Annotated in this window: 22 protein-coding genes; 7 read left to right on the top strand and 15 right to left on the bottom strand. The window is 68.4% G+C overall.

Going from position 1 to position 20890, the window contains the following annotated elements; genetic code table 11:
- The first annotated feature begins 14 nt into the window (after positions 1-14).
- Positions 15-980 (top strand): Bug family tripartite tricarboxylate transporter substrate binding protein, encoded by a 966-nt coding sequence (locus GXW76_RS06270; RefSeq protein WP_211861135.1) that lies wholly within the window; start codon positions 15-17, stop codon positions 978-980.
- Between the two features lie 228 nt (positions 981-1208).
- Here GXW76_RS06270 and GXW76_RS06265 read toward each other — a convergent pair whose 3' ends face one another.
- Together GXW76_RS06265 and GXW76_RS25635 are read right to left on the bottom strand one after the other, a co-directional pair.
- Positions 1209-1670 carry an Lrp/AsnC ligand binding domain-containing protein gene (locus tag GXW76_RS06265; protein ID WP_272876022.1) on the bottom strand — a complete coding sequence of 154 codons (462 nt, stop codon included), beginning with the start codon at positions 1668-1670 and terminating at the stop codon, positions 1209-1211.
- An 82-nt stretch (positions 1671-1752) separates the two neighbouring features.
- Positions 1753-2001: a hypothetical protein gene (locus tag GXW76_RS25635; protein WP_246513965.1), complete on the bottom strand. Its 249-nt coding sequence runs from the start codon at positions 1999-2001 to the stop codon at positions 1753-1755.
- A gap of 350 nt (positions 2002-2351) precedes the next feature.
- On the opposite strand from GXW76_RS25635, the gene GXW76_RS06255 reads away from it, so the two are divergent.
- Positions 2352-2657, top strand: a complete 306-nt coding sequence (locus tag GXW76_RS06255) for a hypothetical protein (RefSeq protein WP_211861133.1) — start codon at positions 2352-2354, stop codon at positions 2655-2657.
- On the opposite strand, the gene GXW76_RS06250 is transcribed toward GXW76_RS06255, so the two are convergent.
- From GXW76_RS06250 to GXW76_RS06235, 5 genes are all read right to left on the bottom strand, one after another.
- Positions 2622-3359 (bottom strand): multiheme c-type cytochrome, encoded by a 738-nt coding sequence (locus GXW76_RS06250; protein WP_211861132.1) that lies wholly within the window; start codon positions 3357-3359, stop codon positions 2622-2624. The two genes, GXW76_RS06255 and GXW76_RS06250, sit on opposite strands and share 36 nt — an antisense overlap.
- A 654-nt stretch (positions 3360-4013) precedes the next feature.
- Positions 4014-4847: a GIY-YIG nuclease family protein gene (locus GXW76_RS26255; protein ID WP_408904310.1), complete on the bottom strand. Its 834-nt coding sequence runs from the start codon at positions 4845-4847 to the stop codon at positions 4014-4016.
- 301 nt (positions 4848-5148) lie between these two features.
- Positions 5149-5559, bottom strand: coding sequence for a helix-turn-helix domain-containing protein (locus GXW76_RS26250; RefSeq protein WP_211861131.1), 411 nt, complete (start codon positions 5557-5559; stop codon positions 5149-5151).
- A 2-nt stretch (positions 5560-5561) separates the two neighbouring features.
- A complete protein-coding gene (locus tag GXW76_RS06240) occupies positions 5562-5933 on the bottom strand; it encodes a type II toxin-antitoxin system RelE/ParE family toxin (RefSeq protein WP_184487314.1) in 372 nt (123 codons plus the stop codon).
- A gap of 41 nt (positions 5934-5974) precedes the next feature.
- The gene (locus GXW76_RS06235) at positions 5975-6358 is read right to left on the bottom strand and encodes a hypothetical protein (RefSeq protein ID WP_211861130.1); all 384 of its coding nucleotides are present in this window, start codon (positions 6356-6358) and stop codon (positions 5975-5977) included.
- 125 nt (positions 6359-6483) lie between these two features.
- On the opposite strand from GXW76_RS06235, the gene GXW76_RS06230 reads away from it, so the two are divergent.
- Genes GXW76_RS06230 through GXW76_RS06220 form a run of 3 tightly spaced genes read left to right on the top strand, consistent with a single transcriptional unit; the run spans position 6484 to position 9837 of the window.
- The gene (locus tag GXW76_RS06230; protein WP_338150900.1) at positions 6484-8046 is read left to right on the top strand and encodes a recombinase family protein; all 1563 of its coding nucleotides are present in this window, start codon (positions 6484-6486) and stop codon (positions 8044-8046) included.
- Complete coding sequence (locus GXW76_RS06225) at positions 8046-8936, top strand: plasmid partitioning protein RepB C-terminal domain-containing protein (protein WP_211861128.1); 891 nt, start codon at positions 8046-8048, stop codon at positions 8934-8936. Before GXW76_RS06230 ends, GXW76_RS06225 begins: the two co-directional genes overlap by 1 nt.
- 1 nt (position 8937) lies before the next feature.
- Positions 8938-9837: a plasmid partitioning protein RepB C-terminal domain-containing protein gene (locus GXW76_RS06220; protein ID WP_211861127.1), complete on the top strand. Its 900-nt coding sequence runs from the start codon at positions 8938-8940 to the stop codon at positions 9835-9837.
- A 211-nt stretch (positions 9838-10048) separates the two neighbouring features.
- On the opposite strand, the gene GXW76_RS06215 is transcribed toward GXW76_RS06220, so the two are convergent.
- The 8 genes from GXW76_RS06215 to GXW76_RS06180 all read right to left on the bottom strand — a co-directional run bounded on the left by GXW76_RS06215 (position 10049) and on the right by GXW76_RS06180 (position 18393).
- Positions 10049-11875 (bottom strand): hypothetical protein, encoded by a 1827-nt coding sequence (locus tag GXW76_RS06215; protein WP_211861126.1) that lies wholly within the window; start codon positions 11873-11875, stop codon positions 10049-10051.
- An 11-nt stretch (positions 11876-11886) separates the two neighbouring features.
- Positions 11887-13893 carry a phage tail protein gene (locus GXW76_RS06210; protein ID WP_211861125.1) on the bottom strand — a complete coding sequence of 669 codons (2007 nt, stop codon included), beginning with the start codon at positions 13891-13893 and terminating at the stop codon, positions 11887-11889.
- The gene (locus tag GXW76_RS06205; RefSeq protein WP_211861124.1) at positions 13893-14246 is read right to left on the bottom strand and encodes a DUF6950 family protein; all 354 of its coding nucleotides are present in this window, start codon (positions 14244-14246) and stop codon (positions 13893-13895) included. Before GXW76_RS06205 ends, GXW76_RS06210 begins: the two co-directional genes overlap by 1 nt.
- Positions 14246-14824, bottom strand: a complete 579-nt coding sequence (locus tag GXW76_RS06200; protein WP_211861123.1) for a hypothetical protein — start codon at positions 14822-14824, stop codon at positions 14246-14248. The genes GXW76_RS06205 and GXW76_RS06200 overlap by 1 nt, the downstream gene beginning before the upstream one ends.
- On the bottom strand, positions 14821-15510 hold the full coding sequence (locus tag GXW76_RS06195; protein ID WP_211861122.1) for a hypothetical protein: 690 nt from the start codon (positions 15508-15510) through the stop codon (positions 14821-14823). Before GXW76_RS06195 ends, GXW76_RS06200 begins: the two co-directional genes overlap by 4 nt.
- Before the next feature lie 15 nt (positions 15511-15525).
- Entirely contained in the window at positions 15526-17700 is a 2175-nt protein-coding gene (locus tag GXW76_RS06190; protein ID WP_211861121.1) for a tape measure protein, read from the bottom strand.
- Between the two features lies 1 nt (position 17701).
- On the bottom strand, positions 17702-17851 hold the full coding sequence (locus GXW76_RS06185) for a hypothetical protein (protein WP_211861120.1): 150 nt from the start codon (positions 17849-17851) through the stop codon (positions 17702-17704).
- 164 nt (positions 17852-18015) lie between these two features.
- Positions 18016-18393 (bottom strand): hypothetical protein, encoded by a 378-nt coding sequence (locus GXW76_RS06180; protein WP_211861119.1) that lies wholly within the window; start codon positions 18391-18393, stop codon positions 18016-18018.
- 228 nt (positions 18394-18621) lie between these two features.
- Here GXW76_RS06180 and GXW76_RS06175 point away from each other — a divergent pair, with 228 nt between their 5' ends.
- Entirely contained in the window at positions 18622-20256 is a 1635-nt protein-coding gene (locus GXW76_RS06175; protein WP_211861118.1) for an HNH endonuclease signature motif containing protein, read from the top strand.
- Positions 20257-20304: 48 nt separating this feature from the next.
- On the top strand, positions 20305-20868 hold the full coding sequence (locus GXW76_RS06170; protein WP_211861117.1) for a hypothetical protein: 564 nt from the start codon (positions 20305-20307) through the stop codon (positions 20866-20868).
- Positions 20869-20890 lie beyond the last annotated feature (22 nt).

The raw sequence follows: 20890 nt of genomic DNA, 5'->3' as shown, positions 1-20890 counted from the left end.
GCAGAGGAACGCCCATGAGACGCATCGCCATCGCCGCCCTGCTCGGGGCGCTCGCCGCGCTGCCTGCCGTGGCGCAGGAAACCTACCCGAGCCGCCCGATCCGGTTCGTCGTGCCCTTCGCCGCCGGCGGTCCCAGCGACATCGTCGCGCGCATCCTGGCCCCGCACATGCAGCAGGCGCTGGGCCAGCCGGTGGTGGTGGACAACCGCCCCGGCGCCGGCGGCGTCACGGGCGTGGACGTCGTCGCGAAGGCGGCGCCGGACGGCTACGTCTTCGGCATCGGCAGCGCCGGCGCGCTCGCGATCTCTCCGAACCTCGGCCGCGGCACGCCCTACGACCCGGTGCGCGACCTGGCGCCGATCACGCTGGGCGTCCTGGTGCCGGAGCCGATCGTCGTACCCTCCGCCTCGCCCTATCGCACGCTGCAGGACCTCATCGCCGATGCGCGGGCGCGGCCGGGGGCGCTGAACTTCGGCTCGACCGGAAACGGCTCCATGCCGCATCTTGCGGCCGAGCAGCTCCGCGCAGCCGCGGGGCTCGACATCGTGCAGATCGCCTACAACAGCGGCGGTCAGCTCGCGACCGCCATCCTGCGCAACGAGGTGCAGCTCGGCTTCGCCGACCTGCCGGTGCTGCTGCCGCAGATCAATGGCGGGGCGATGCGCGCGCTGGCCGTCGGGACGCCGGAGCGCCTCTCCTGGCTGCCGGATGTGCCGACCTTCCGCGAGCTCGGCCTGCCGTCGGTGGATGCGAGCAACTGGCATGGGCTCGTCGCGCCGGTGCGCACGCAGCCCGGCGCGCTGGAGGCGATCCGTCGCGCCGCCATCGCCGCCCTGCAGGATGCGGATGTCCGCCGCCGCCTTAACGAGCAGGGCGCCATCCCCGGCGGCAACGACCCGGAGGAATTCGGCGCCTTCATCCGCAGCGAGAACGCGAAATGGGGCGAGGTGATCCGGCGGAACAACATCCGCCCGGACTGACCCACACCACCGCTTCCCGGCCGCGCCTGCCCCGCGCGGCCGGGGGTGCCCAACGGACGGCCGGAAAGGATCGGGAAAGGCCGAGACCCCGATCCCATCCATCGGGTCGAAACTGGCTCGCTTATGCGGAAGAGACGGCGCCGCGGCAGGAGCCGGCGGATGAAATGTCCCGGGCGCAGGGAAGTTCGATGACCCTGGCCCGCCGTGGGCCTTGCCAATCGCCCGCGGTCACAGAGCGAGCGGTCCGTCGGTCTTCACTTCCTCCATGACGGCGTAGGTCCGTGTTTCCCTCACGCCTGGCAAGCCCAGCAGCACCCCGCCAAGGAAGGTGCGGTAGGCCGCCATGTCGCGCACGCGGGTCTTGAGCAGGTAGTCGAAGCCGCCCGCGACCATGTGGCATTCCAGCACCTCGGGCGCCCGGCGCGCCGCCGCCGCGAAGTGGTCGAAGACGTCGGGCGTGGTCTTGTCCAGCAGCACCTCGACGAAGACGAGCAGCCCGAGACCGAGCCGATGCGGGTCCAGGCGGGCCCCGAACCCCGTGACGAGGCCGTCCTTCAGCAACCGTCGCGTCCGCTCGCTCGTCGCGGTCGGCGAGAGGCCGATGCGGTCGGCGAGTTCGAGATTGGTGATCCGGCCCTCGCGCTGGAGGATGTTCAGGATCATCCGGTCGGTACGGTCGATCTCTTGCATAATTCTCCATCGAACATGCATACGGCCGTGAATACTGCGGCAATCCCTCCGATTTGGCGATACCGCTGCTCCGGGGCGGATCTCAAGTCTTGCGCTCTCGCCCGAGGGCCGGGTCGGCGAGCAGCCCGACCCGCACGAGGTCTTCGAACTGAACTCGGGCTTCCATCTCGCCTTGATGCAGGCCTCGAACAACCGCCTCCTCGCCGATGCCGGGCTGCGCGTGACGCGGCTGCGCCGCCTGGTTCGCGACCTCCCGCGGGAACTCCTCGCCCATGAGCAGGTGCGTGCCGTGCTTCGGCAGGCCCGGGCGCGCGATATTGATACGGATCAACGCGCATCTGCCACTTGCGATCGATCCTTTCTTTATTGGAATGATAGACCGCGCGGGCGATCGATCCATGCAGCCGGGCATGACGGCGGAAGGGACGCACCACGCCCCGCCCGTTGTGGGCACGCCGCGAGCAACCGGCAGTCTCGCGCTGCAACAGGGGTCGGATCATTCCCGCGGCCGGGCTCTCCCGGGCGGCGGCCAATGCGATGGAAGGGGGCCAGGATGACGCCGAAATTCCGCTTCGCGGCAACAGGGGGCCTTGGCTGGAGCGCTGGCCAATCTGGCGCTCGTGGCAGCCCCCCGCCGCGGCGCAGACGCCTGATCAGCCCGCCGATGCGTGGGCGTTTACGGTGTCCCCTTATGTCTGGTTCTCGGGCCTCGGCGGCGAGGTCAGGGGCCCGCACAGGGCGGAGACCTTCAGCGCCGATTTCGGCGACATCTTCGACACGATGAAGTTCTCCTTCATGGGCCTGGCCGAGGCGCGACGGGGGAACTTCAGCCTCGTCACCGACATCATGTACCTCAACCTGGAGCAGGGCGTCCCGGTGCCGGGCTTCGGCGCCTACAGCGGCGGCAGCGCGCGGACCCAGTCGGTCGGCGGAGATCTCCGCCATCGGCCTCTATACCGTGCTGGATGGGTCGGCCGGACGCATTGAGCTGGGCGGGGGCATCCGCGGCTGGTGGTTCGACACGGAACTCAGGCTCGATCCCGGCCGGCTGCCCGGACGGACACAGAGTTCGTCAACGAGTTGGGTGGATCCCGTCATCGGCGCGCGCGGATCGTCCGCGACGAAGCGCCAGGCGCCGCCCGACCGGTCACGCAGGCGGACGAGGAGGGCGCGATGCGAATCGTCCTTGCGCGCGCCCGGCTGCGCCCAGGCGACATGCGCGGCGCCCGGCCCGTGGCAGCTCTCACAGCCGACGCTGATCTCGGTCCAGGTGGTCTCGTAGCGGTCCGTCGCTTCGTCGTAGCCGCGCACCAGCCCTGTCGAGTGGCAGGAGGCGCACATGAAGTTCCAGGTCTGCTCGCGTCCGGTCCAATGAAGCGGATCGTTCGTGGGCAGCGGCTCCTGTGCCATCAGGTGAAACCAGCGCTGCCCGCCTTCTTCACGCAACCGGGTGTCCCACGCCCAGGGCAGGGCCTGGCGGCGGCCATCGGGAAACAGCAGCAGGTATTGCTGCAGAGGATCAGCGCCGAAGGTCTCGGTGATGGTGAAGTCCGCGACTGCGCCGCCGGGCCCGTCGGTACGGATGACGTAGCGGTCGCCCTCGCGCCGGAAGGTCGCGGTGTGGCGACCGTCCGTGCTGGTCACGCCGGAGAAGTCGCCAAGCACATTCGCCGGCGTCGCCGCGGCCATGGCACGGGCGTGATCGCCAGGCGGAGGCTTCGGCAGCGTGGCAAGATGCGCAGGTGGCGGAGCCAACGAAGCCGGTGCGTGCGCGCTCCGCCGCCCGTGGCGCCGGCGAGCCGGCCCGCAGCCCGGCGAGCAGGAATGGCAGCGCAACAAGCGCCATCAGGCCGCCGAGCGCGACGAAGCGGCCATGCGGCGCGGAGTCAGCCATTCTCGGGCACGGCTTCCGACAGGATCATGGCCCCGCAAGTTCCCATGCGCGGCCGTGTCATGGCGAGCGTCGCTTCGGTTCGCCGCGGACGACCGGTGGGGAGGGGTGCGGGCTGCCGGAACGTCTCGTGGCATCTCCGGACGCCTCAGCCGCAATTGTGTATTGAATTGCGGACCCTGGACGGCGCGGCGTCTAACGCATTGATCTTCGGGGGGGGTTAATGGCGGAGGGAGTGCACCCGGATTCGAACCCTCGCCGACCTATTGCCTGGAGAGCCGCGCCGCAACGCCATCACCATCACCATCACCAAATGGGCGGCCGGCAAGGCGAAGATCGACCCGCTGGTAGCCGCCTTCAATGCGGCGGAGCTGTCGTCGCGCAATCTGGAGGCGCGATTGGCGCCGGCCATGTCCGTCGTGGAAAAGCGTCAGCGGCGAACGTGCTACGGCTCAGCATCGCCGCTTCGTCATCTCCTCAGCGACAGTGATCATGTCCTGCCACTCTTTGCTACCAGACGGGAACGTCCAATTCTGCGGCTTGCGGTACCAGTTGATGCTGTCTCTCAGCCTTTGGCGAAAGCTCTTCGGATTCAGAGCATAGTACGCCGCGATTGCCTCGGCCGTGTCCATGGTAGCTGCGTCCGGACCCGCCAGTAGTATGTCCGCTGGACCACAATCTCGATTCCGCTGCTTGCTACTGCGTGAGGGCATGTGCCGGCTTGTATGCCGTAATAATTCGTCCCTCTTCGCGCCGCTGAAAGCACGCCGTACCTCTGCCAGAACATTTTCACGCGCACGAGAAATCATGCAGTGCTGCGGACTCTGCCCACACTGCTTGAGGTTCAGCGGGGGCGCAAGGGAGCCAACTAACTGCGCCTCTCGATCGATTGGATCGCTGCAGATCTCAATGGCGAGGTCGAGATTGTTGTGCATCCATTTGTTTAGCGTTGCCTCAGATTTCGATTCGAGACGCCACGTGTCCGATTTTTTCTTTGGAACAAAGACCGGCACTAAATCGAGTTGCTTAATCAGTAGCGCAGCCAAACTCCGCCGAGGCGAGTGACCCGCTGTGTTCCCGCAGAAATGGCAACGACCCTCAAGGCCTGCCGCACTTGTGGCGCGGCCAATGTAGAGCAGCCCTTCCTCACCCGGCTGCACTCCCGGAAGCCTCGATCCGCTTCGCAGGAACAGAGCATAGACACCGGTCTCCCTTCCCAGGGAGAAGCTCGATCGCGGCCCGCGGGGCCACTGAAACGGCGATGGTCGTGAAGAGCTTCCCGTCATGGCAGCCCGCCTCCCTGAGGCTCTCCAAGCTGAAGTTTAGCTCAGCTTCTGTAACCGAGCGAGGGTCCTCATGCCGGTGTCCGGGCCCTGTTACTGCCGGGCTCTGAAAGGTTTTCCCGCCGCACACTGATATTAGTTGCCGACGCGCCACACCATCAACGCCTGACCTGGATGCCAGAGAGTGGCGCCGCAGCTTGCGCTCCAGCGTCTTGATCGCTCCGCTGATCCGCCAGCTCTGCGGGATGCCGACGACCAGCATACGAACCTTCGCCGACCTATTGCCTGGAGAACGGCGTGTATCTTAGGCGCTCGCTGACGTTCGCGTTGACCGCGCCCGCGGCCGCGCGGTGGAACCTGAGGGGGCCTTCCGCGCAGGCGGGCGCTTCGTTGCCTTCGGCGCAATCTGATCAAAGCCGACCAGTCGAACAGGCGGGCGGCCCTTAAACACCGCCCGGACCTCGAGCTCGGCGCCCATGGCGTTCAGATAGCCCCTGAGAGTCGAGAGCATGAGATCGGCCCTCTGCTCCAACCGAGAGACTGCCACCTGACCAATCTTGAGCTTTCGAGCAACCTGGGTCTGCGTCTTCGACATTGCCTTCCGCAGATCGCGAAGAGAGGCCTCCTCAGCGATCAATTCGGCCGCTCGGCTCTCCACGCGGGCACGCGACTCGGGGGCGAGTTCCGCCAACTTGGCTTCTAAGGTCTTACCCATCGCTACCGCTCCTTGCTCCTCGCCCTCCGGCCCTTCAAATGCGTTGCGTACCGCGCGTCGGCCCGTTCAATGAGGCTCTTGTAGAACCTCTTCTCGGACACGCCCGATTTGCTTCCGCCGACCAGCAGGATCGCCTTCCTGTCCGGATCGAACGCATAAGCAACGCGCCACACGCCGTCCGCAGCCCTGAAGCGGAGTTCCTTCATGTTCGAGTAGGTCGACCCGTTAAGCGTATCCGCGTGAGGCCGAGACAGTTGGGGCCCGAACTCCGCGAGCAACAAGGCATGCGCCAGGAGCTCTTCCCGCACAGCCTCTGTCCAAGCGTCGAATTCCGGCTCGAACTCATCGTGAAACTCAATCGCCCATGGGGCCACCGGAATATGCCCTCCAGGTTCTACAATTTCAAGCGCATATTCTAGAGCCCGATGACGAGAGCATCCAGCCTGTCCGCGGCTTCACCAACGAGACGACGTACCACGATGAGCTCCGCGACAGGGAGGGTGGACGCGCGGCCTGCTGCGGCCAGCACGGCGTCCAAAATCTGATCCGAGTGCGCCATCAAGGCAATGAGATGATCCGCCCGTGGCTGGCTGTCGCCCCGCAGCCAAGCCTTGACTGCACCCTCGCTGGCGCCGCTCCACCGCATCAGCCGCTTTACGGCACCTCGTTCCCGGCGAGCCTCCCGACGCAGCGCCTCGGTCAGCAATGACGCGTGCCGAGGCTGTGCCTCCACGTCATTTTGTGAATGGTGCAGTTTTCCGCCCAATTCGGGCGGAGTTCCGCCCTTCTCCGTCCCCATGTGGCTGAAGTCCCTGCGCTAATGTCGGCGCAGGGTGCGACATCACCGCGGCTTCGCTGGTTCCTTGCACCACGGCTGGAAGGGTGATCGCCGGCCTGCCGGCGCTCGCGACAGGGAGCCTGCGTGTGAGGTCGTCCACGGAAAGCACAGGCGATTCAGAAGGCGTCCGGCGGCGTGCGGCCGAATACGTCCGGATGTCGACCGACCACCAGCGCTACTCCACCGAGAACCAGTCGGCGGCGATCCGGAAGTATGCGGAGGAACGCGGCATCGAGATCGTCCGCACCTACGCCGACCACGGCAAGAGCGGCCTGAGCCTCGCTGGCCGATCCGGCCTCAAGAGCCTGATCGACGATGTTCGAGCCGGGCGGGCGGATTTCGACCTGATCCTGGTCTACGACGTCAGCCGCTGGGGACGCTTCCAGGACGCCGACGAGAGCGCCTTCTACGAGTACCAGTGCCGCAAGGCCGGCATCCAGGTTGAGTACTGCATTGACGGCTTCGAAAACGACGGCAGCCCGGTTGCCACCATCGTGAAAGGCGTCAAGCGCGCGCTTGCTGGCGAGGGTAGCCGCCTGCTCTCCGTCCGTGTTTTTGCCGGGCAGGGCCGGCTGATCGAGCTTGGGTTCCGCCAGGGCGGTCCGGCCGGGTTCGGATTGCGCCGCCATCTCCTGGATGGTGCCGGGAACCGCAAGGCACCGCTGGCCCGCGGCGAGCACAAGAGCCTTCAAACGGACCGCGTGATCCTCGTGCCGGGGCCTCCCGAGGAGGTGGATGCGGTCCGCTGGATCTATCGCAGCTTCGTCGAGGAGGGGCGCAGCGAGAACGAGATCGCCGCGTTGCTGAACGCCCAGGGCATCCGCACGGATTTGGGGCGGCCCTGGACGCGCGGCACCGTCCACCAGATCCTCATCAACGAGAAGTATGTCGGCGACAACGTCTGGAACCGCGTCTCGTGCAAGCTGCAGGGCGCGCGGGTGCGAAATCGCCCGGACATGTGGATACGGCGGGACGGCGCCTTCGAGCCTCTCGTCGACCATATGCTGTTCGAGGCAGCGCAGATCATCATTCGAGAACGATCAAGACGCCTCACGGATGAGGAGATGCTTGAGGTTCTGCGGACCATCCTCGCAAATCGCGGCTACCTGTCGGGCCTCGTCATCGACGAAGTGGACGGAGCCCCCTCCAGTTCGGCCTACCGGTCCCGCTTCGGGAGCCTCCTGCGGGCATACCAGCTCGTCGGCTTCTCGCCGGACCGCGACTACCGGTATGTCGAGGTCAACCGTGCCTTGCGCAGGCTCCATCCGGAGATCGTCGCTCAGGCAATGGCGGGGATCCGGCATGTCGGAGGAGCCGTCGAGCAGGATCCGGCCACAGACCTTCTGACCGTGAATGGCGAGTTCACGGTATCCATCGTTCTCGCGCGCTGCCAGGAGACGCTTTCGGGGACGGTGCGCTGGCACATCCGCCTCGATACGGGCCTCGCACCGGACATCACCGTCGCGGTCCGCATGGCACCCGGCAATGCGAGTATCCGCGACTACTACCTCCTGCCTCGCCGCGATGCGACGCTGGATCGGCTGCGCATCGGAGAGACGAACGACCTTCTGCTCGAGGCCTTCCGCTTCGACACCCTGGACGCTCTCGCCGACCTGGCGCGGCGCGTCAGCATCATGGAGGCTGCCTGATGCCTGTCCCTGCCGCTGCGAAGGTACAATCCGTCCCGATCGCGCTGATCGACGTGATCAATCCGCGTGCCCGTAACAGGAAGGTGTTCCGGGAGATGCTCGACAGCATTGCTGCTATCGGCCTGAAGCGCCCCATCACTGTCGCCGTGCGGCAAGGTCCTCAGGGCCTCCGGTACGACCTCATCTGTGGTCAGGGACGCCTGGAAGCCTTCCGGGAACTCGGCCAGGTGGAGATCCCGGCCGTGGTGGTGGACGCCGAAACCGAGGACTGCCTCGTGATGAGCCTGGTCGAGAATGTGGCCCGGCGTCAGCACCAAGCCATCGATCTGCTGCACGATATCGACGGCATGCGGCGGCGCGGCCATTCGGATCCCGAGATCGCCCGTAAGACTGGGCTCTCGCTGGAGTACGTCCGTGGCGTTCTTCGGCTTCTCACGGGCGGCGAAACGCGCCTCCTGAGGGCGGTGGAAGCCGGACAGATGCCGGTCAGCGTCGCCGTTGAGATCGCGGAGGCAGAGGACGCCAACGTCCAGCGCGTGCTGCACGAAGCCTATGAGAAGAAGCTGCTGCGCGGCCACAACCTGATGTCCGCGAAGCGTCTGATCGAGGTGCGCCGCAGCCAGGGCCCGCGGGTGAAAGCCAACGAGCGTCGTCGGCTGCGACCGCTCTCGGTGGACTCCCTGCTGCGGACCTACCGGCAGGATGTCGACAAGAAGCGCATGATCGTGCGCGATGCGACGAACACGCGGGGCATGCTGTTGTTCGTGGTGGAAGCGCTGCGGGCCCTTCGAGCCGATGAGGGCTTCGTGAATCTGCTGCGCGCCGAAGGCCTCTATACGATGCCGGCCAAACTTGCCGAACGCGTTGGTCCCGCGCCCGGGGAGGCATGAGATGGTCGCCGAGCACAAGCCGCCGCGCATCAAGAGTGCGTTCGAGGCCACCAGCATCCAGGTTCCTCTGGAGCGGATCCGCCCGCTGCGCCCGGTCTCCGGGAAGACGCGGAGATCGACGAAGTATGCGCAGATCGCTGCCTCAGTGGCCGAGGTGGGCCTGATTGAGCCGCCGATCGTGGTGCGCCATCCGTCGGAGCCGGACGCCTACCTACTGCTAGATGGTCATCTCCGGGTCGAAATCCTGCGCGATCGGGGCGCTATCGATGTCCTCTGCCTCGTCGCGACTGACGACGAGGCGTTCACCTACAATAAGCGCATCAGCCGCCTCGCCGCGGTGCAGGAGCATCGCATGATCTTGCAGGCGGTCGACCGGAACGTTCCCGAAGAACGCTTGGCGCGAGCGCTCAACATCGACATCAGCACGCTGCGCCAGAAGAAGCGGGCCCTTCAAGGCATCTGCCCGGAGGCCGTCGAGATCCTGAAGGACAAGCCGATTTCGCTTAGCGTGTTCTCCATCCTGCGGCGCATGATGCCGCTGCGACAGATGGAAGCTGCCGAGATGATGGTGGGCATGAACCGCTACTCGAAGGGCTACGTCCAGGCGCTGCTGGTCGCGACACCGGAAGACCAGCTGGTGCAGGACGGCAAGCCGAAGGCGCCGAAGGCCCTGACCCGCGAGCAGGTGGTTCTGATGGAGCGCGAGACGGCGCGGCTCGACCGGGAGATCAAGGTCGCGGAGCAATCCTATGGCCCGGATCACCTGCGGATGGTGCTTGCGCGGACCTATCTGACCAAGCTCGTTGCGAATGCGCGGGTCGAGCGCTGGCTCCAGCAGCACCAGCCGGAGATGCTCACCGAGTTTCGCAAACTGGTGGATGGCCAAACGGCTGTGGCGTAGCGCCTGTGCGGCCGGGCCGGGCCGGCTACTGAGATGGGGACCCGGACCCGAAAGCGCGGGGACCGCCGGAGACGCCGCACGGTGGGGCGGATCGAGGGCGGTGGTGGGAATGGCGGCGAACCCGCTGGTGCCCACCAGGCCGGCCGCCATGGGACCGGCCGCATGGTTGGAGGCGGGTGCGGAGGCGATAGCACCGCACCCGCCATCCCACTCAGGGTACCCGTCGCTTCGTGACCTGCACCGATAGAGTTGCCGAGCCCAGATCAAACGTGGCCGGCGAGACGTTCCTGGCCATAACGCGCACGGCGTTGTTGGACCACGCCGCGGCATCGAGCTCAATGAAGCGCGTCGAGGAAGCGAGCGCAGCCTGGGCGAGGTCCCCCTGCCGCGCGCCGGTGACGGTGACGTCGAGCAGACTGGTCGCCCCAGGCGCCAAGTTCGGCAGATCCCACGCCACCTCGGCGGCGAACTCCCGCTGCCCGACCGGCAGGGCCGGGGTGCCGCAGAGCAGCGCCGGTGCCGCCTCCGGCAGCCCGTAGAGCCGCAGCGCCTCGACCTCGATCTGTCCGTCGAAGCCGACGATGCCGATCTGGGCAAAGGCGACGCTCGGTCCGAGCCGCATCGTCATGCGCTTGTTCAGCGAGGCGTCGGCCATGGCCGCACCGCCGGTCCAGGCCTTGGACGGGACGTTCCACAGCAGCGTGGTGATCGAAGCCAGCGCGTCGCCGGCGACATTCTCCCGCACATTCATCGCCGCATCGAAGCACCGCACGAAGATCCGCCCGCCATCCGCGCCCCCGACGAGCGAATGCACCAGGGCGAACTCCTTGGCCTGCCCGCAGTCCACCACGAAGGCCAACCCCCGCTGCGCCTCGAGCAGGAGCCCGCGCGAGGTCGGCGTGATGTCGTCCAGCCCATTGAAGGACAGCCCCGCCAACGTCGTGGCGCTGGTGGTCGCGGTCGCGACGACCGCCAGCCCCTCGACGCCGATCTCAGTGGCGCTGTGGCGGAAGGCCTTGGCCCGGACATTCGGGACGGAGCCGAGCAGCCGGAGATGCCGCGAGGCCGGCGCGCGGTGGCGGTTGAGCACGGTGTTGCCGCAGCGGGTGGCAGTGGCCGTGTAGTCGATGCCGACCTGGTAGGTGTTGGACCAGGCGACCTCGTACTCGCAATCCTGCGCCGCGGCGGTGTGCCGGGCAACGATCGGCGAGCAGGCCTCCATGCGCAGCGCCCGGCCAATGATCGCCGAGCCGCTGGTTTCATTCAGGAAGGGAATGGCGACGTTGGGGTCGAGCTGGCGCAGCTCGAAGTTCGGCGCGTCGAAGACGTGCCGATTGTGGTTGTTGTAGGCGCCGTCCGCCTTGGACAGCCGGATCCCGAAGCGGTCGACCGCGGGGTTGATCCCCGTCGCGATGGCGAAGTGGCCGCCGTAGTAGCGGACAGACGTGTTCCAGGCAGTCGCGGTGGCGCAGCGGATATCGAGGCCGATGCGGTTGTTGAGGATACGGCCGAGGTGGAAGGTGCTGTCCTCGACGCCGCGGCCATCGCCCAGCGTCCGCATGCCGATGGTGAAGCCCGACACGAGCCGCAACTCGACGACCGAGGCATCGATGTTGCGTACCAGGATGCCGATGTCGGCCTCGTCGAGCCAGTCCGACTGGGCGGCGCGCACTACCTGCAGCCCGGCATAGTGCTTCTCGCCGTTGCGGACCGTGCCGCCATCGCCCAGCGTCAGCACGGTGGCCGGGGCGGTGCCGATGTAGCGGATGATGCCGTGCATGATCAGGCCGCGGGCGCCACCTGCGAGGACCACCCCGGCGGAGACGTTCCAGGTGCCAGGCGGGATGACGGCGAACTTCTGGTCCGCGGCGGCACGATCGAAGGCGGCCTGGATGGCAGCGCGATCATCGGCGACACCGTCGCCAAGCCCGCCGAAGTCGGCGGGCAGCACGGTCTCGCGGTCGCGTAGGTACTTGGCGAGATCGGTCTTGCTGACCGCAGTGTCGAGCACCAGCAGGTCGTCGATGCGGGCGGGCATGGCGGTTTTCCCTACAGCGAAGTCGCTGTCACCGGCCCGGCGAAGGCCGAGACATTGCCTTCGGCGGAGACGGCGCGCAGCCAGTACCAACGGCTGTCGCCGGCGCTGAGGCCGGTGCGGTCCCAGAAGAGGCTGGTCGGCTCCTCCGGCAGCTTGGCCGCGACAGCGAGGCTGTTCGACGTGGCCTCGAAGACGTGCAGGCGGACGGCATCGGGCGGGAAGCCGCCGGAGAGGCGGATGCCGCCGGCGATCCCCGTCGCCGTGGGCGCCGCTACCGCCGGCGGGACGAGGGCTTGCCGCCAGCCCGACACCGCCCCGCTGCGCGCCACGGCGCGCACCCGGAAGCCGGTCGGCTCGGCCGTGGGGATCGCGGCCGCGGTCGCACCCAGGGAGCCGCCGTAGCCCTGCCAGGCCACGACGGAGGCGGGTAGGAACTCGACCTGGTAGCCGGCAAGGTGCGAGGAGCCGACCGCGGCCCAGGAGACAGCCAGGACGGCAAAGGCCGTGGCCGGCGGCGTCTCCACGGTGATGCTGGCGGGTGCGGCGATGACGCCCGGGTTCGGCAGCACCACCGCCGGATTCGACCCGGTGGCACGCTCATCGACCGCCGGGTTCCAGTCCCACACCGCGGCGTCCTCCTCCTCCAAGGTGAGATCCACACCACCCTCGGCGGCCAGCGACCAGGCGGTGACCCGCGCCGGGAAGGGCGTGAGGCGGTCGAGGGCGACCGTCGCCGCCTCCCACGGCCGCAGGCGCAGGGCGGAAAGGTTGGCCGGGAAGGCCACCGTGCGCTGGCGGCGGTTGCGCTCCAGCTCGACCTTCATCAATCGCTGCACGGTGCTGACCGAGGTGGTGAGCGGGAATTCGAGGTCGCGGTAGATCATCTCGCCGCCATCCTGGGCGACGTAGTTGCTGGCGAGCAGCGGTGGCGCGTCGGTCGGCTGCCAGTTGGCGGCCGGCTCGACATAGACGGCCCTCACCCCGTTGAAGAGGTCCCGTCGGGGCCGGGCGCCCTGGATGGTGACGTCACCGCGGAGGTCGTCCGAGGTGAGCATCGCCGCCGGCAGCGCCGGCGCCCCGGCATGGACGAAGAACCGTCCCCCGCTCACCACCAGCGCGCCCGCCATGGCGGCGGCGAGCTTGCGAGTGATGGCGATCTTGCCCTCGGCCAGCGACAGCACGCCGTTGGCGGTGTAACGGCGTTCGTAGACCCCGGCCCGGGTGCCGATCAGCTCGTCGCAGACGTTGGCCGCGGCCATCAGCGCCGGGATGTCGATGTCGGACCAGGATGCGCGCCAGCCGAACGGCGCGGTGAGGTACCAGGCGAGCAGCAGGGCCGGGTTGTCGGACCAGCCTGTTGCACCGGTGCGCGGGTCGAGGATGGTGTCGGCGCCCTCGACGATGGCGGCGATGTTGGGCGGGCCGGCGGGAAACGCCTCGGCGGTGAGCTTGAGCCGGACGGCGACATAGGCCCGGCCGCGGCCCCGATGCTCGCTGGTCCATTGGCCGCCGGTCTCGGCGATCAGGTTGGCGTTGGCCGCCTGGTCGGGATCGCCGAGGTGGCGGTCGATGCGCACGAGGCCGGAAAACGACCCATCGCTCTCGACCTTGTCGCCGAGATAGATCTCGCCGATCGCCCGCACCCGGTGCGCAGCCAGCACCACCACCGAATAGAAGTAGCCGTCCGCGCGGCCCTCGTCGTCGGTGGCGGAGTGGAGGAAGACAATCGGCCCGGACACCTTGCAGCGGCCGACGATGATCTGGTGCTCGGTGACCGGCTGGCGAAACGCCTGGGTGCGGCCGGCGCCGGGCTGGCCGGCATCGAAGCCGGCGATCGCCGCGGCCTGCGGGCTGAGGCTGGCCTGCTTTTTCTGCTTCTGTGGAAAGACCGACTGGCCGATGGCCGAGACGATGAAGGCGGCGCCGGCGCCGACCACGGCACCGATGATCCCGCCGCCGACCGCGGCGGAGGCGACGCCGGCCGCAGCGACGGCGATGAGCGGCACTGCAGCCGGCATCAGGCGATCCTCCAGGCAGTGCTGCAGCTGGTAAGCGGGAGGCGGACCAGACCGCGGGGTCCGACGAAGGCGGCGCGGCCGCCATCGACCGCGACGCCCAGCCGGGGCGGGTCACCCGCCAGGACGACATCCCCCGCCCGCGAGAAGGCCGGCGGGATGCGCGGGAAGCCAGCGCTGTCGGCAGTCGCCTCCAGCGTCGGCAGGCTGCGCCAGGCGGGGATCCTCCCCGTGCTGGCGCGCACCGCGGCCAAGGCAAACCGCCCGCAGTTCCAGCGATGGGCGTGGAACGGGCGCGTCTCCGCCGCGGCCAGCAGCGCTGCTAGCCGCGCGTGCCAATCTGGCAGCCGGGCCATCAGCTGGCCGGCAGCCGGATCTCCGCCTCCTGCAGGGCGGGGACGAACTCGAAGAAGCGATCCCCCGGATACTCGGCCTGCTGGTCGGCATCGGTGTAGCGCCGTACCTCGGCACGCTCGAGGTCGACCAGGCGGCTCTCGCAGGTGAGCGAGATGCGCGGCTCCGCCCCGTCCGCCACCTGCATGGTGTCCATCAGCCCGGCCCAGAGCGGGAACGGGTCGGCGACGAAGGCCCCCTCGGCATCGAGCAACGCGCCCCACAGACGTGCCGGGCGCAGCCGGAAGGACTGCTCGGCCAGCGCGATGTCGACCACCTCCTGCGGCACCGGCGACAGCGTGAGGGTGATGCGCACCGCGCGGAGCTCGGCGGTCTCCTCGATGTCGGAGACCGCACCGATGGTCCCCATGCCCTCGTAGACTGTCCCCGCCCAATGCAGCGGGCCGAGCCCGGTCCAGGCGCGGATGGGGCCCGAGGCGAAGTCGAGTTCGACCAGCACCACCGGCGTCGCCACCGGTGCCGTGGCGGCCGCCGCGGCCTGGGGCGAGAGGCGCGGCGTGGCGGTGATGCCGTCCGTCATGGCAAGGCCTCCTCGAGGCGGATGGTGATGGCGGTAAAGCGCCCCGGCCGAGTGGGGTTCGCCCCCTCGTCGTCGGAGGCGAGGCGCATGGCGACGGTCGGCGTGGTCAGCACCAGCGGCTCGGCGAGCGAGGCGGCGGTGCGCAGCGGCGGGGCGATCGGGATGGTCGCCGTGCCGGTGCCGGAGGCGACCACCGTCTCGGTTGCCATGTAGAGCCGGCCGGCGAGGCCGATATGGTTGCCGGCGCCGACCGCCACCGCGTTGGGCCACCAGCCCTGGGTTTGCAGGGCGAGGGCGCCGCGCGCCGCGCCAGCAGCGAGCGAGGGTGTGCCGCTGCCGACGACCAGCCCCGTGCCATCGGTGAAGATGGTGGCGTCGGAGAAGGAGTACGGCCCCGAGGGCACCTCGCCCTGGCTGCGGGGATCACCCGTGCGGTACTCGCGCCGCCAGTCCCAGATGCGGATGGTGTTGGCCGAGCCGGCGAGCGCTGCCAGCAGCCCCTCCAGCACGCCGGCCTGGGTACGGTTCAGCGGATCGAAGCTGGCCTCGGCGATCCAGCGTGCCCCGTCGCGGCGGAGCACCTGGGTGGCGCGGCTGACCGGCGAGATGAAGCGCAGCGTGTTGTGCTGCAGGTAGAAGCTCAACCGCGACGGCCGCAGCGCGGCGGGCCAGGCGTATTCGGTCATGCGCGCCCCTCCCCGCTACCCGCGCACCGTGTCGTAGGCGGCGCCGCCGCGGCGGATCGCATCCAGCGTCATCGCCGAGGCCTGCCGCGCGATCTGCCCGGCGAGCAGCCGCAGCCGCGCCTCGACGCCGGCGTCCGCACCACGGGCGTCGATCGTGATGCTGGTGTGGATGGTCGGGCCGCCCCCGCCCGGGGCGACACCGTTCGGCAGCACGGTCCCGGCCTGGCGCGGCACGAACCATTCCGGCCCGCGCTCGCCGACGATGTAGGGCTGGCCGGCGGCAACCGGCCCGCCCCCGGCGCGGAACAGCCCGCCCAGCCAGGACCCCACATCGGTGAACAGGCTGTCGAAGGAGATGCCCGACAGTCCGGCCGAGACCGCGTTGCCCAGCGGCTCGGTGATGATCTTGCGGGCGAGGATGCGGGTGATGTCCTGCAGCAGCCCCTCCAGCACGGAGGAGAACTTCTCGCCTTTGACGATGGCGTCCTCGAAGGCGCTGGAGAACGTCAGGCCGAGCTCGCGCACGACGTCCGAGGTGCGCGAGGCGCCCTCCTCGACGCGGCGCTCGGCACGTTCCAGCTCCTCCATCGCCGCGACCGCCTCGCGCTGGATGGTCTCGTCGGGCACCGCCCGGCCGGCTCGTTCCGCCCGCTCCACCAGGCTGGAGAGGTTCGCGAGGCGGCGCTGGTAGCGCTCATAGGCGGTCTCGTTCTGCTGGATCAGCCGCTCGCGTTCGCGCAGCAGCTCGTTCAGCTCCCGCTCGGCCTCGCGCGCCTCCCGCGCGCCCTCGTTGCTGGCGCGGCGGACGGCGGCGACGCGGGGCTCCAGCCGGCGCAGCGCCTCGTCGCGCTCCTGAAGCGCCAGGGTTTCCAGGCGAGTGCGCTCGGCGGCGGTGACGCCGCCCGCCGCCTCGGCTTCGCGCAGGCGGCGGACGCGCTCCTCGTATTCCCGGTTGATCCGGAAGCGGTCGTCGAGGTCGCGGGTGAGCTCCTGGACGTCCTGGGTGGCGCGGCGGCGCCGGGCCTCGGCCGCGGCGTTGGCGGCGCCCTCCTGCTCGCTGCGCTGGCGCTCGCCGGCGGCCTGCTCGCCGCGGGTGATCTCGGCCTGGAGCTCCGTGTATTGCCGGCGCAGCTCCTCCAGCCGGGCTGCACGATCGACGCCGGCCTGCTGCTCGGCGGTGCCCACCAGGCCGGGGCGGATGCTGCCGCGGCGGACCGGGGCGCTGAGGCTGGCGCGGCCGTCCTGCTGGCTTTCCAGCCGGGCGATCTGCGCCGCCAGCGCCTCGGCCTGGCGGCGCATGCCGGCGAAGCGTTCCTCCTCGCTGAGCAGGCCGGCGCCCTGGCGGACGCCGTCCACCGCCCGGGCGGCGGCCGACAGCGCCCGGGCCAGGGCGTTGGACAGGCCGATGGCGCGGTCGAGCTGGCCCAGAAAATTCTCGGTTGCCGCCGTCAGCTGCCCGAAGGCGCGGCCGAGAGAGAGCGGCGCACGGTCGAGTTCGGCGCCGAGGCGTTCGGTGGCGCGCAGCAGCGCGGGAAAGACCCGCTCGGCGGTGAGCTTGCCCTCCGAGCCGAGCTTGCGGAGTTCGCCGATCGAGACGCCGAGTTCCTTGGCCAGGCCCTCGGCGAGCAGCGGCATGGCCTCGAGGATGGAGCGCAGCTCGTCGCCCTGCAGCACGCCGGAGGCCAGCGCCTGCGCGAGCTGGAGCGTGGCGGAGGAGATCTCCTGCGTGGAGGCGCCGGAGACGATGGCGACGCGCTGCAGGCCGCCGACGAGGCGGACCACCTGGTCGGAGGTGGCACCGATCTCGCGGGCGGCGATCGAGAAGCGCTGGAAGGCATCGACGCTCTCGGAGACCGCGACGCCGGTGGACAGCGCGTTGCGGTACAGCGCCTCGTAGACCGCACCGGCGCGCTCGACCGAGCCGGTGGCGTTCTGCAGCCGGGAGAGGCTCTGGGTGAGCGCGTCGCCCGCCTGGACCAGGGCACGTGCGGCGACCGCCACGCCGGCGAGCTGGATGCCGCGGGTGGCGACGTCGAGCAGGTCCAGCGAGCGGGAGGCGCGCTCGGCGCCGCCCTTGATCTGGTCGAGGGAGCGCTGGCCGGTCTCGCCGACCTCGCGCAGCCCGGCCTTGACCCGGGCGGCGTCGTCCAGCGAGAGGCGGACGGAGACGCGGCGGGTGGCGTCGGCCATCTCAGCTTGTCTCCCCGTCGCGGCTGGCGGCGGCGCCCTCGGCCATGCCGATGCGGATGGCGAGCAGCAGTTCGGCGGCGGCCCAGCCGGTGGCGCCCAACTCGCGCGCGGCCGCCAGTGCGCCGGCGGTGTCGAGTGTCAGGCCAGCCATGGTGGACTCGGCGCATCCTGTGCCGGCAGCCCAGCAGGCGTGGCTCTCAAGGCTGGTGGGGGCGTGCGCGGCATAGGGACACGCAGCACCGCAGTCGCGCTCCAGGGCGGCGCAGCCGCGGCAGTATTCGGGCCCGCGGCCGAAGTGCCAGGCGGCGCGGGCCCTCAGCCGTTTCCCTCGACGGCCACCGCGGCGACGGGCGCCGTGGCACGATCCCAGAAGGACGCGGCGATGTCGTCGAGGTCCATCAGGCGCTCCACCGCCTCGGGCGAAAGCGGCAGCGGTTGGTCGGCGGCATCACCGACGCCCTCCCAGGCGGTGACGGCGTGCCGCGCGAGCGCCTTGACCAGGAAGGCGAAGGAGAGGCCGCGCGACATGTCGGGATCGAGATCCGGATCGGCGAGGCGTATCGCGGCGAGACGGCGGGCCGCGGCGGCCTGCGCGGCGGCCATGACGGCGGTGGTCACGGGTCGGATTTCCACGCGGACGCCGCGCGGCAGGTCGAGCCAATACGGCTCGGCCGGGAGGTCGAGGGTGAGCATGGACGTCTCCATGTGGAAGGAAGGAAGCAGAGCAATGCGCGTCAGCGCGGGGTGAGCGCAGTGAGCGAGATTGAGGGCATCCGACTGTCGCTAGCCCACACCGCCACCCCCTCTTGTCGTCGCGCCAGTCGATCGACTTTCCGCTGGCCGCAGCGAAGTGGCCTGCGGCGGCCCGTTCCAGGCAGTCCGATAGTTGCGATCGCTTTGGGTCGCGGGCCAATATTCACCATGACCAACTTCACCAAGCCATTGTTCGACATCCTCATCACGTCGTTGGAGCAGCGGCGTGAGATCACTTATGGCGACGTCGCTAATCGACTGCGTCGTCAGTACGGCTTGGCGCTACATTCTCTGGGAGTTGGCAGGCAAATCGGCATCCTTGGTCATCTGCTATGGGAAGTCGGTCAGCAGCAGGGAATTAACGTCCCGCCGCTGAGTGTGATTGTTGTGAACGAAGCCACTGGCCAACCTAGTATCGGCTTGGGCCCGGTGCTCATTCCCTGGCTCGTTCGCGAGCCGGGTGATCGGGCGCGAATGATCGACGAGGTAGTCCGCGCAACCGATTCCCGCGTCGATCTGCCACCTTACGCGGTCGCCTTTGCCATGACGAAGGTACGCGCCTTTGCTGACTGGCGCAGGATTGCCACGTCCATCACCGACGCGCAGTGGCAGGACGCGCAAGACACACCAGACTTCGACGACTATAGGCGTTTTCTTCCGACGCAGGCGACTTCACCCGCAAGCCGCCAAGACGGCGGCGACGACATCATCCCCGTCTCGGCCACCTTCTCACCACGCGTCGAAGACGACCGCGTCTACATCGACTTCCAGAATCCATTGGGCGACTCAATTCGTGCCTTGGGCTTCGATCCAACGACGTGGGGGCTCTGCGTCCATGTCCGTCAGGGGGAGCATCAGCAGCGGATCATCGCGGCTGCCCGCGCACCGCTGGACGACCCTCAGTCGCAGCATCTGCTGGAGTTTGCCAGTTCCCATGATCTTGCGCGCGTCTATGTCCGCAAGACGCACCTCATTCACGCCATCAAGATCGCCTCGAATGTTGCGGAGATCGCATTCGTCGCGACGCCCACGGGGCCGATGGAACATCGCGACATCGTTGACTGGTTCCCGAACGATCCTCGTCGCGATCCATTCGTCATTCCGGATCACGCGTTCGCTCCGAGCGTGATTGATGACTACACATCCCGGGTCTTTAAAGGTGTCCGTATCAGCGAGGACAGCGGCAAGATTGCCCGCACGATGTGGCGCCCCGATCTCACAGGCGCGACCTTCCACATCGAATCTGTGCCGCTGCACGCCATTGCAACGCTGATCCCGTCGAACCCAATGGCCGAGAACTATCGGCAGTGGACTTCCGCCCACGGCCTACTCCCAGTTCCACGTGACCCTGATGACGTCCCCGCACCGCCCCAGATCGAAGCGCCGATGGCTCGACCGCCACTGGCCCGTGTACAGGGGTCGACGATGCTGCGTCCTGGTCAGGGGCAATTCCGACGACAGGTGATGCTTTTGTTCGGTCGACGCTGCGCGATCACCGGCTGCGACGATCCACTTCTGCTGAACGCCGCGCACATCATGACCTCCCTGGATGGATTTGACGACAACTCCCCAGATAACGGGCTGCTGCTGACGATTCACATGCACGTACTATTCGACGCCGGGCGTCTGGTGCTGGTGCCCGAGGGTCAACAGCATCGCGTCCGGATCACCGGCGCGCTGGCTTCTGCTGACGTGGCCGCCGCGCAGGACCAACTTGTGACGCTGCCTGTCTGTTTCGCAGGTCGCATCGTTGCCGCGGCGCGGCGTGCGTCCGTCGAGACAAGCCTCGGACATGCAGGCTGAACCCGGGCTCGACGATCTACGCGGCGATGCGCACGGGGACTGGGCGCCATGACCTACGATGAACTCCGCGCACGACTCAAGGCGCGGCAGGCGCTGATCGTGCACTTTTCGCATCACGCGGCCATGCGCGGTGAGCTGGTCTATCCAACCGATCTCCGGCAAGTGTTCGCTGAGCAGGAAGCGTGGCCGCTTTCCTGCTCAGTGCTAACCCCGGGGCATCGAATGAAGGTAGTAGGATCGGTCGGAGTGGTGCTTGAACCCAGGACCGCCGAGGACGTGCTGCGCGTCTATCACGACGATGCCGGCGCATACGCCGAAGGGAGCAACAATCACTCACTAGGTGAACTGTTGTCGGCCGCATCGTTCGATGCGTCGCTCAATCGGGTCGCGCCGGGGTCGTATAACGAATGGCGGGTGCGTGGTGCCAAGCCGGTAGGATTGTTCATAGAAGATCCGGCAAACATCGAGGTCCGGCACAAGGCCCAATGCGAATTGCCCTGGGGAACAGAAACAATCATCGCCCCAAAGCGCATCTGCCTCGCCGAGGTGCGCACGGCCTTCCCTGATAAACCAATCTGGACGATGGATTCCAATGGGCCGCGCCTGCTTTAGCGAGCGTCATCCTCAAGAATCG

The organism is Neoroseomonas soli (assembly GCF_018129065.1).
In the GTDB taxonomy this organism is placed as follows: domain Bacteria; phylum Pseudomonadota; class Alphaproteobacteria; order Acetobacterales; family Acetobacteraceae; genus Neoroseomonas; species Neoroseomonas soli.
This window is presented reverse-complemented; position numbering and strand designations above follow the sequence as displayed.

What these genes read in the sequence shown, in the direction of transcription:
- GXW76_RS26255 (WP_408904310.1), bottom strand. Translation starts at nt 4,847, where the DNA reads ATGACGGGAAGCTCTTCACGACCATCGCCGTTTCAGTGGCCCCGCGGG.
- GXW76_RS06200 (WP_211861123.1), bottom strand. Translation starts at nt 14,824, where the DNA reads ATGACGGACGGCATCACCGCCACGCCGCGCCTCTCGCCCCAGGCCGCG.
- GXW76_RS06195 (WP_211861122.1), bottom strand. Translation starts at nt 15,510, where the DNA reads ATGACCGAATACGCCTGGCCCGCCGCGCTGCGGCCGTCGCGGTTGAGC.
- GXW76_RS06270 (WP_211861135.1), top strand. Translation starts at nt 15, where the DNA reads ATGAGACGCATCGCCATCGCCGCCCTGCTCGGGGCGCTCGCCGCGCTG.
- GXW76_RS06225 (WP_211861128.1), top strand. Translation starts at nt 8,046, where the DNA reads ATGCCTGTCCCTGCCGCTGCGAAGGTACAATCCGTCCCGATCGCGCTG.
- GXW76_RS06220 (WP_211861127.1), top strand. Translation starts at nt 8,938, where the DNA reads ATGGTCGCCGAGCACAAGCCGCCGCGCATCAAGAGTGCGTTCGAGGCC.
- GXW76_RS06210 (WP_211861125.1), bottom strand. Translation starts at nt 13,893, where the DNA reads ATGCCGGCTGCAGTGCCGCTCATCGCCGTCGCTGCGGCCGGCGTCGCC.
- GXW76_RS06250 (WP_211861132.1), bottom strand. Translation starts at nt 3,359, where the DNA reads ATGGCCGCGGCGACGCCGGCGAATGTGCTTGGCGACTTCTCCGGCGTG.
- GXW76_RS26250 (WP_211861131.1), bottom strand. Translation starts at nt 5,559, where the DNA reads ATGGGTAAGACCTTAGAAGCCAAGTTGGCGGAACTCGCCCCCGAGTCG.
- GXW76_RS06170 (WP_211861117.1), top strand. Translation starts at nt 20,305, where the DNA reads ATGACCTACGATGAACTCCGCGCACGACTCAAGGCGCGGCAGGCGCTG.
- GXW76_RS06185 (WP_211861120.1), bottom strand. Translation starts at nt 17,851, where the DNA reads ATGGCTGGCCTGACACTCGACACCGCCGGCGCACTGGCGGCCGCGCGC.
- GXW76_RS06205 (WP_211861124.1), bottom strand. Translation starts at nt 14,246, where the DNA reads ATGGCCCGGCTGCCAGATTGGCACGCGCGGCTAGCAGCGCTGCTGGCC.
- GXW76_RS06235 (WP_211861130.1), bottom strand. Translation starts at nt 6,358, where the DNA reads ATGGGGACGGAGAAGGGCGGAACTCCGCCCGAATTGGGCGGAAAACTG.
- GXW76_RS06180 (WP_211861119.1), bottom strand. Translation starts at nt 18,393, where the DNA reads ATGCTCACCCTCGACCTCCCGGCCGAGCCGTATTGGCTCGACCTGCCG.
- GXW76_RS06265 (WP_272876022.1), bottom strand. Translation starts at nt 1,670, where the DNA reads ATGCAAGAGATCGACCGTACCGACCGGATGATCCTGAACATCCTCCAG.
- GXW76_RS06190 (WP_211861121.1), bottom strand. Translation starts at nt 17,700, where the DNA reads ATGGCCGACGCCACCCGCCGCGTCTCCGTCCGCCTCTCGCTGGACGAC.
- GXW76_RS06215 (WP_211861126.1), bottom strand. Translation starts at nt 11,875, where the DNA reads ATGCCCGCCCGCATCGACGACCTGCTGGTGCTCGACACTGCGGTCAGC.
- GXW76_RS06175 (WP_211861118.1), top strand. Translation starts at nt 18,622, where the DNA reads ATGACCAACTTCACCAAGCCATTGTTCGACATCCTCATCACGTCGTTG.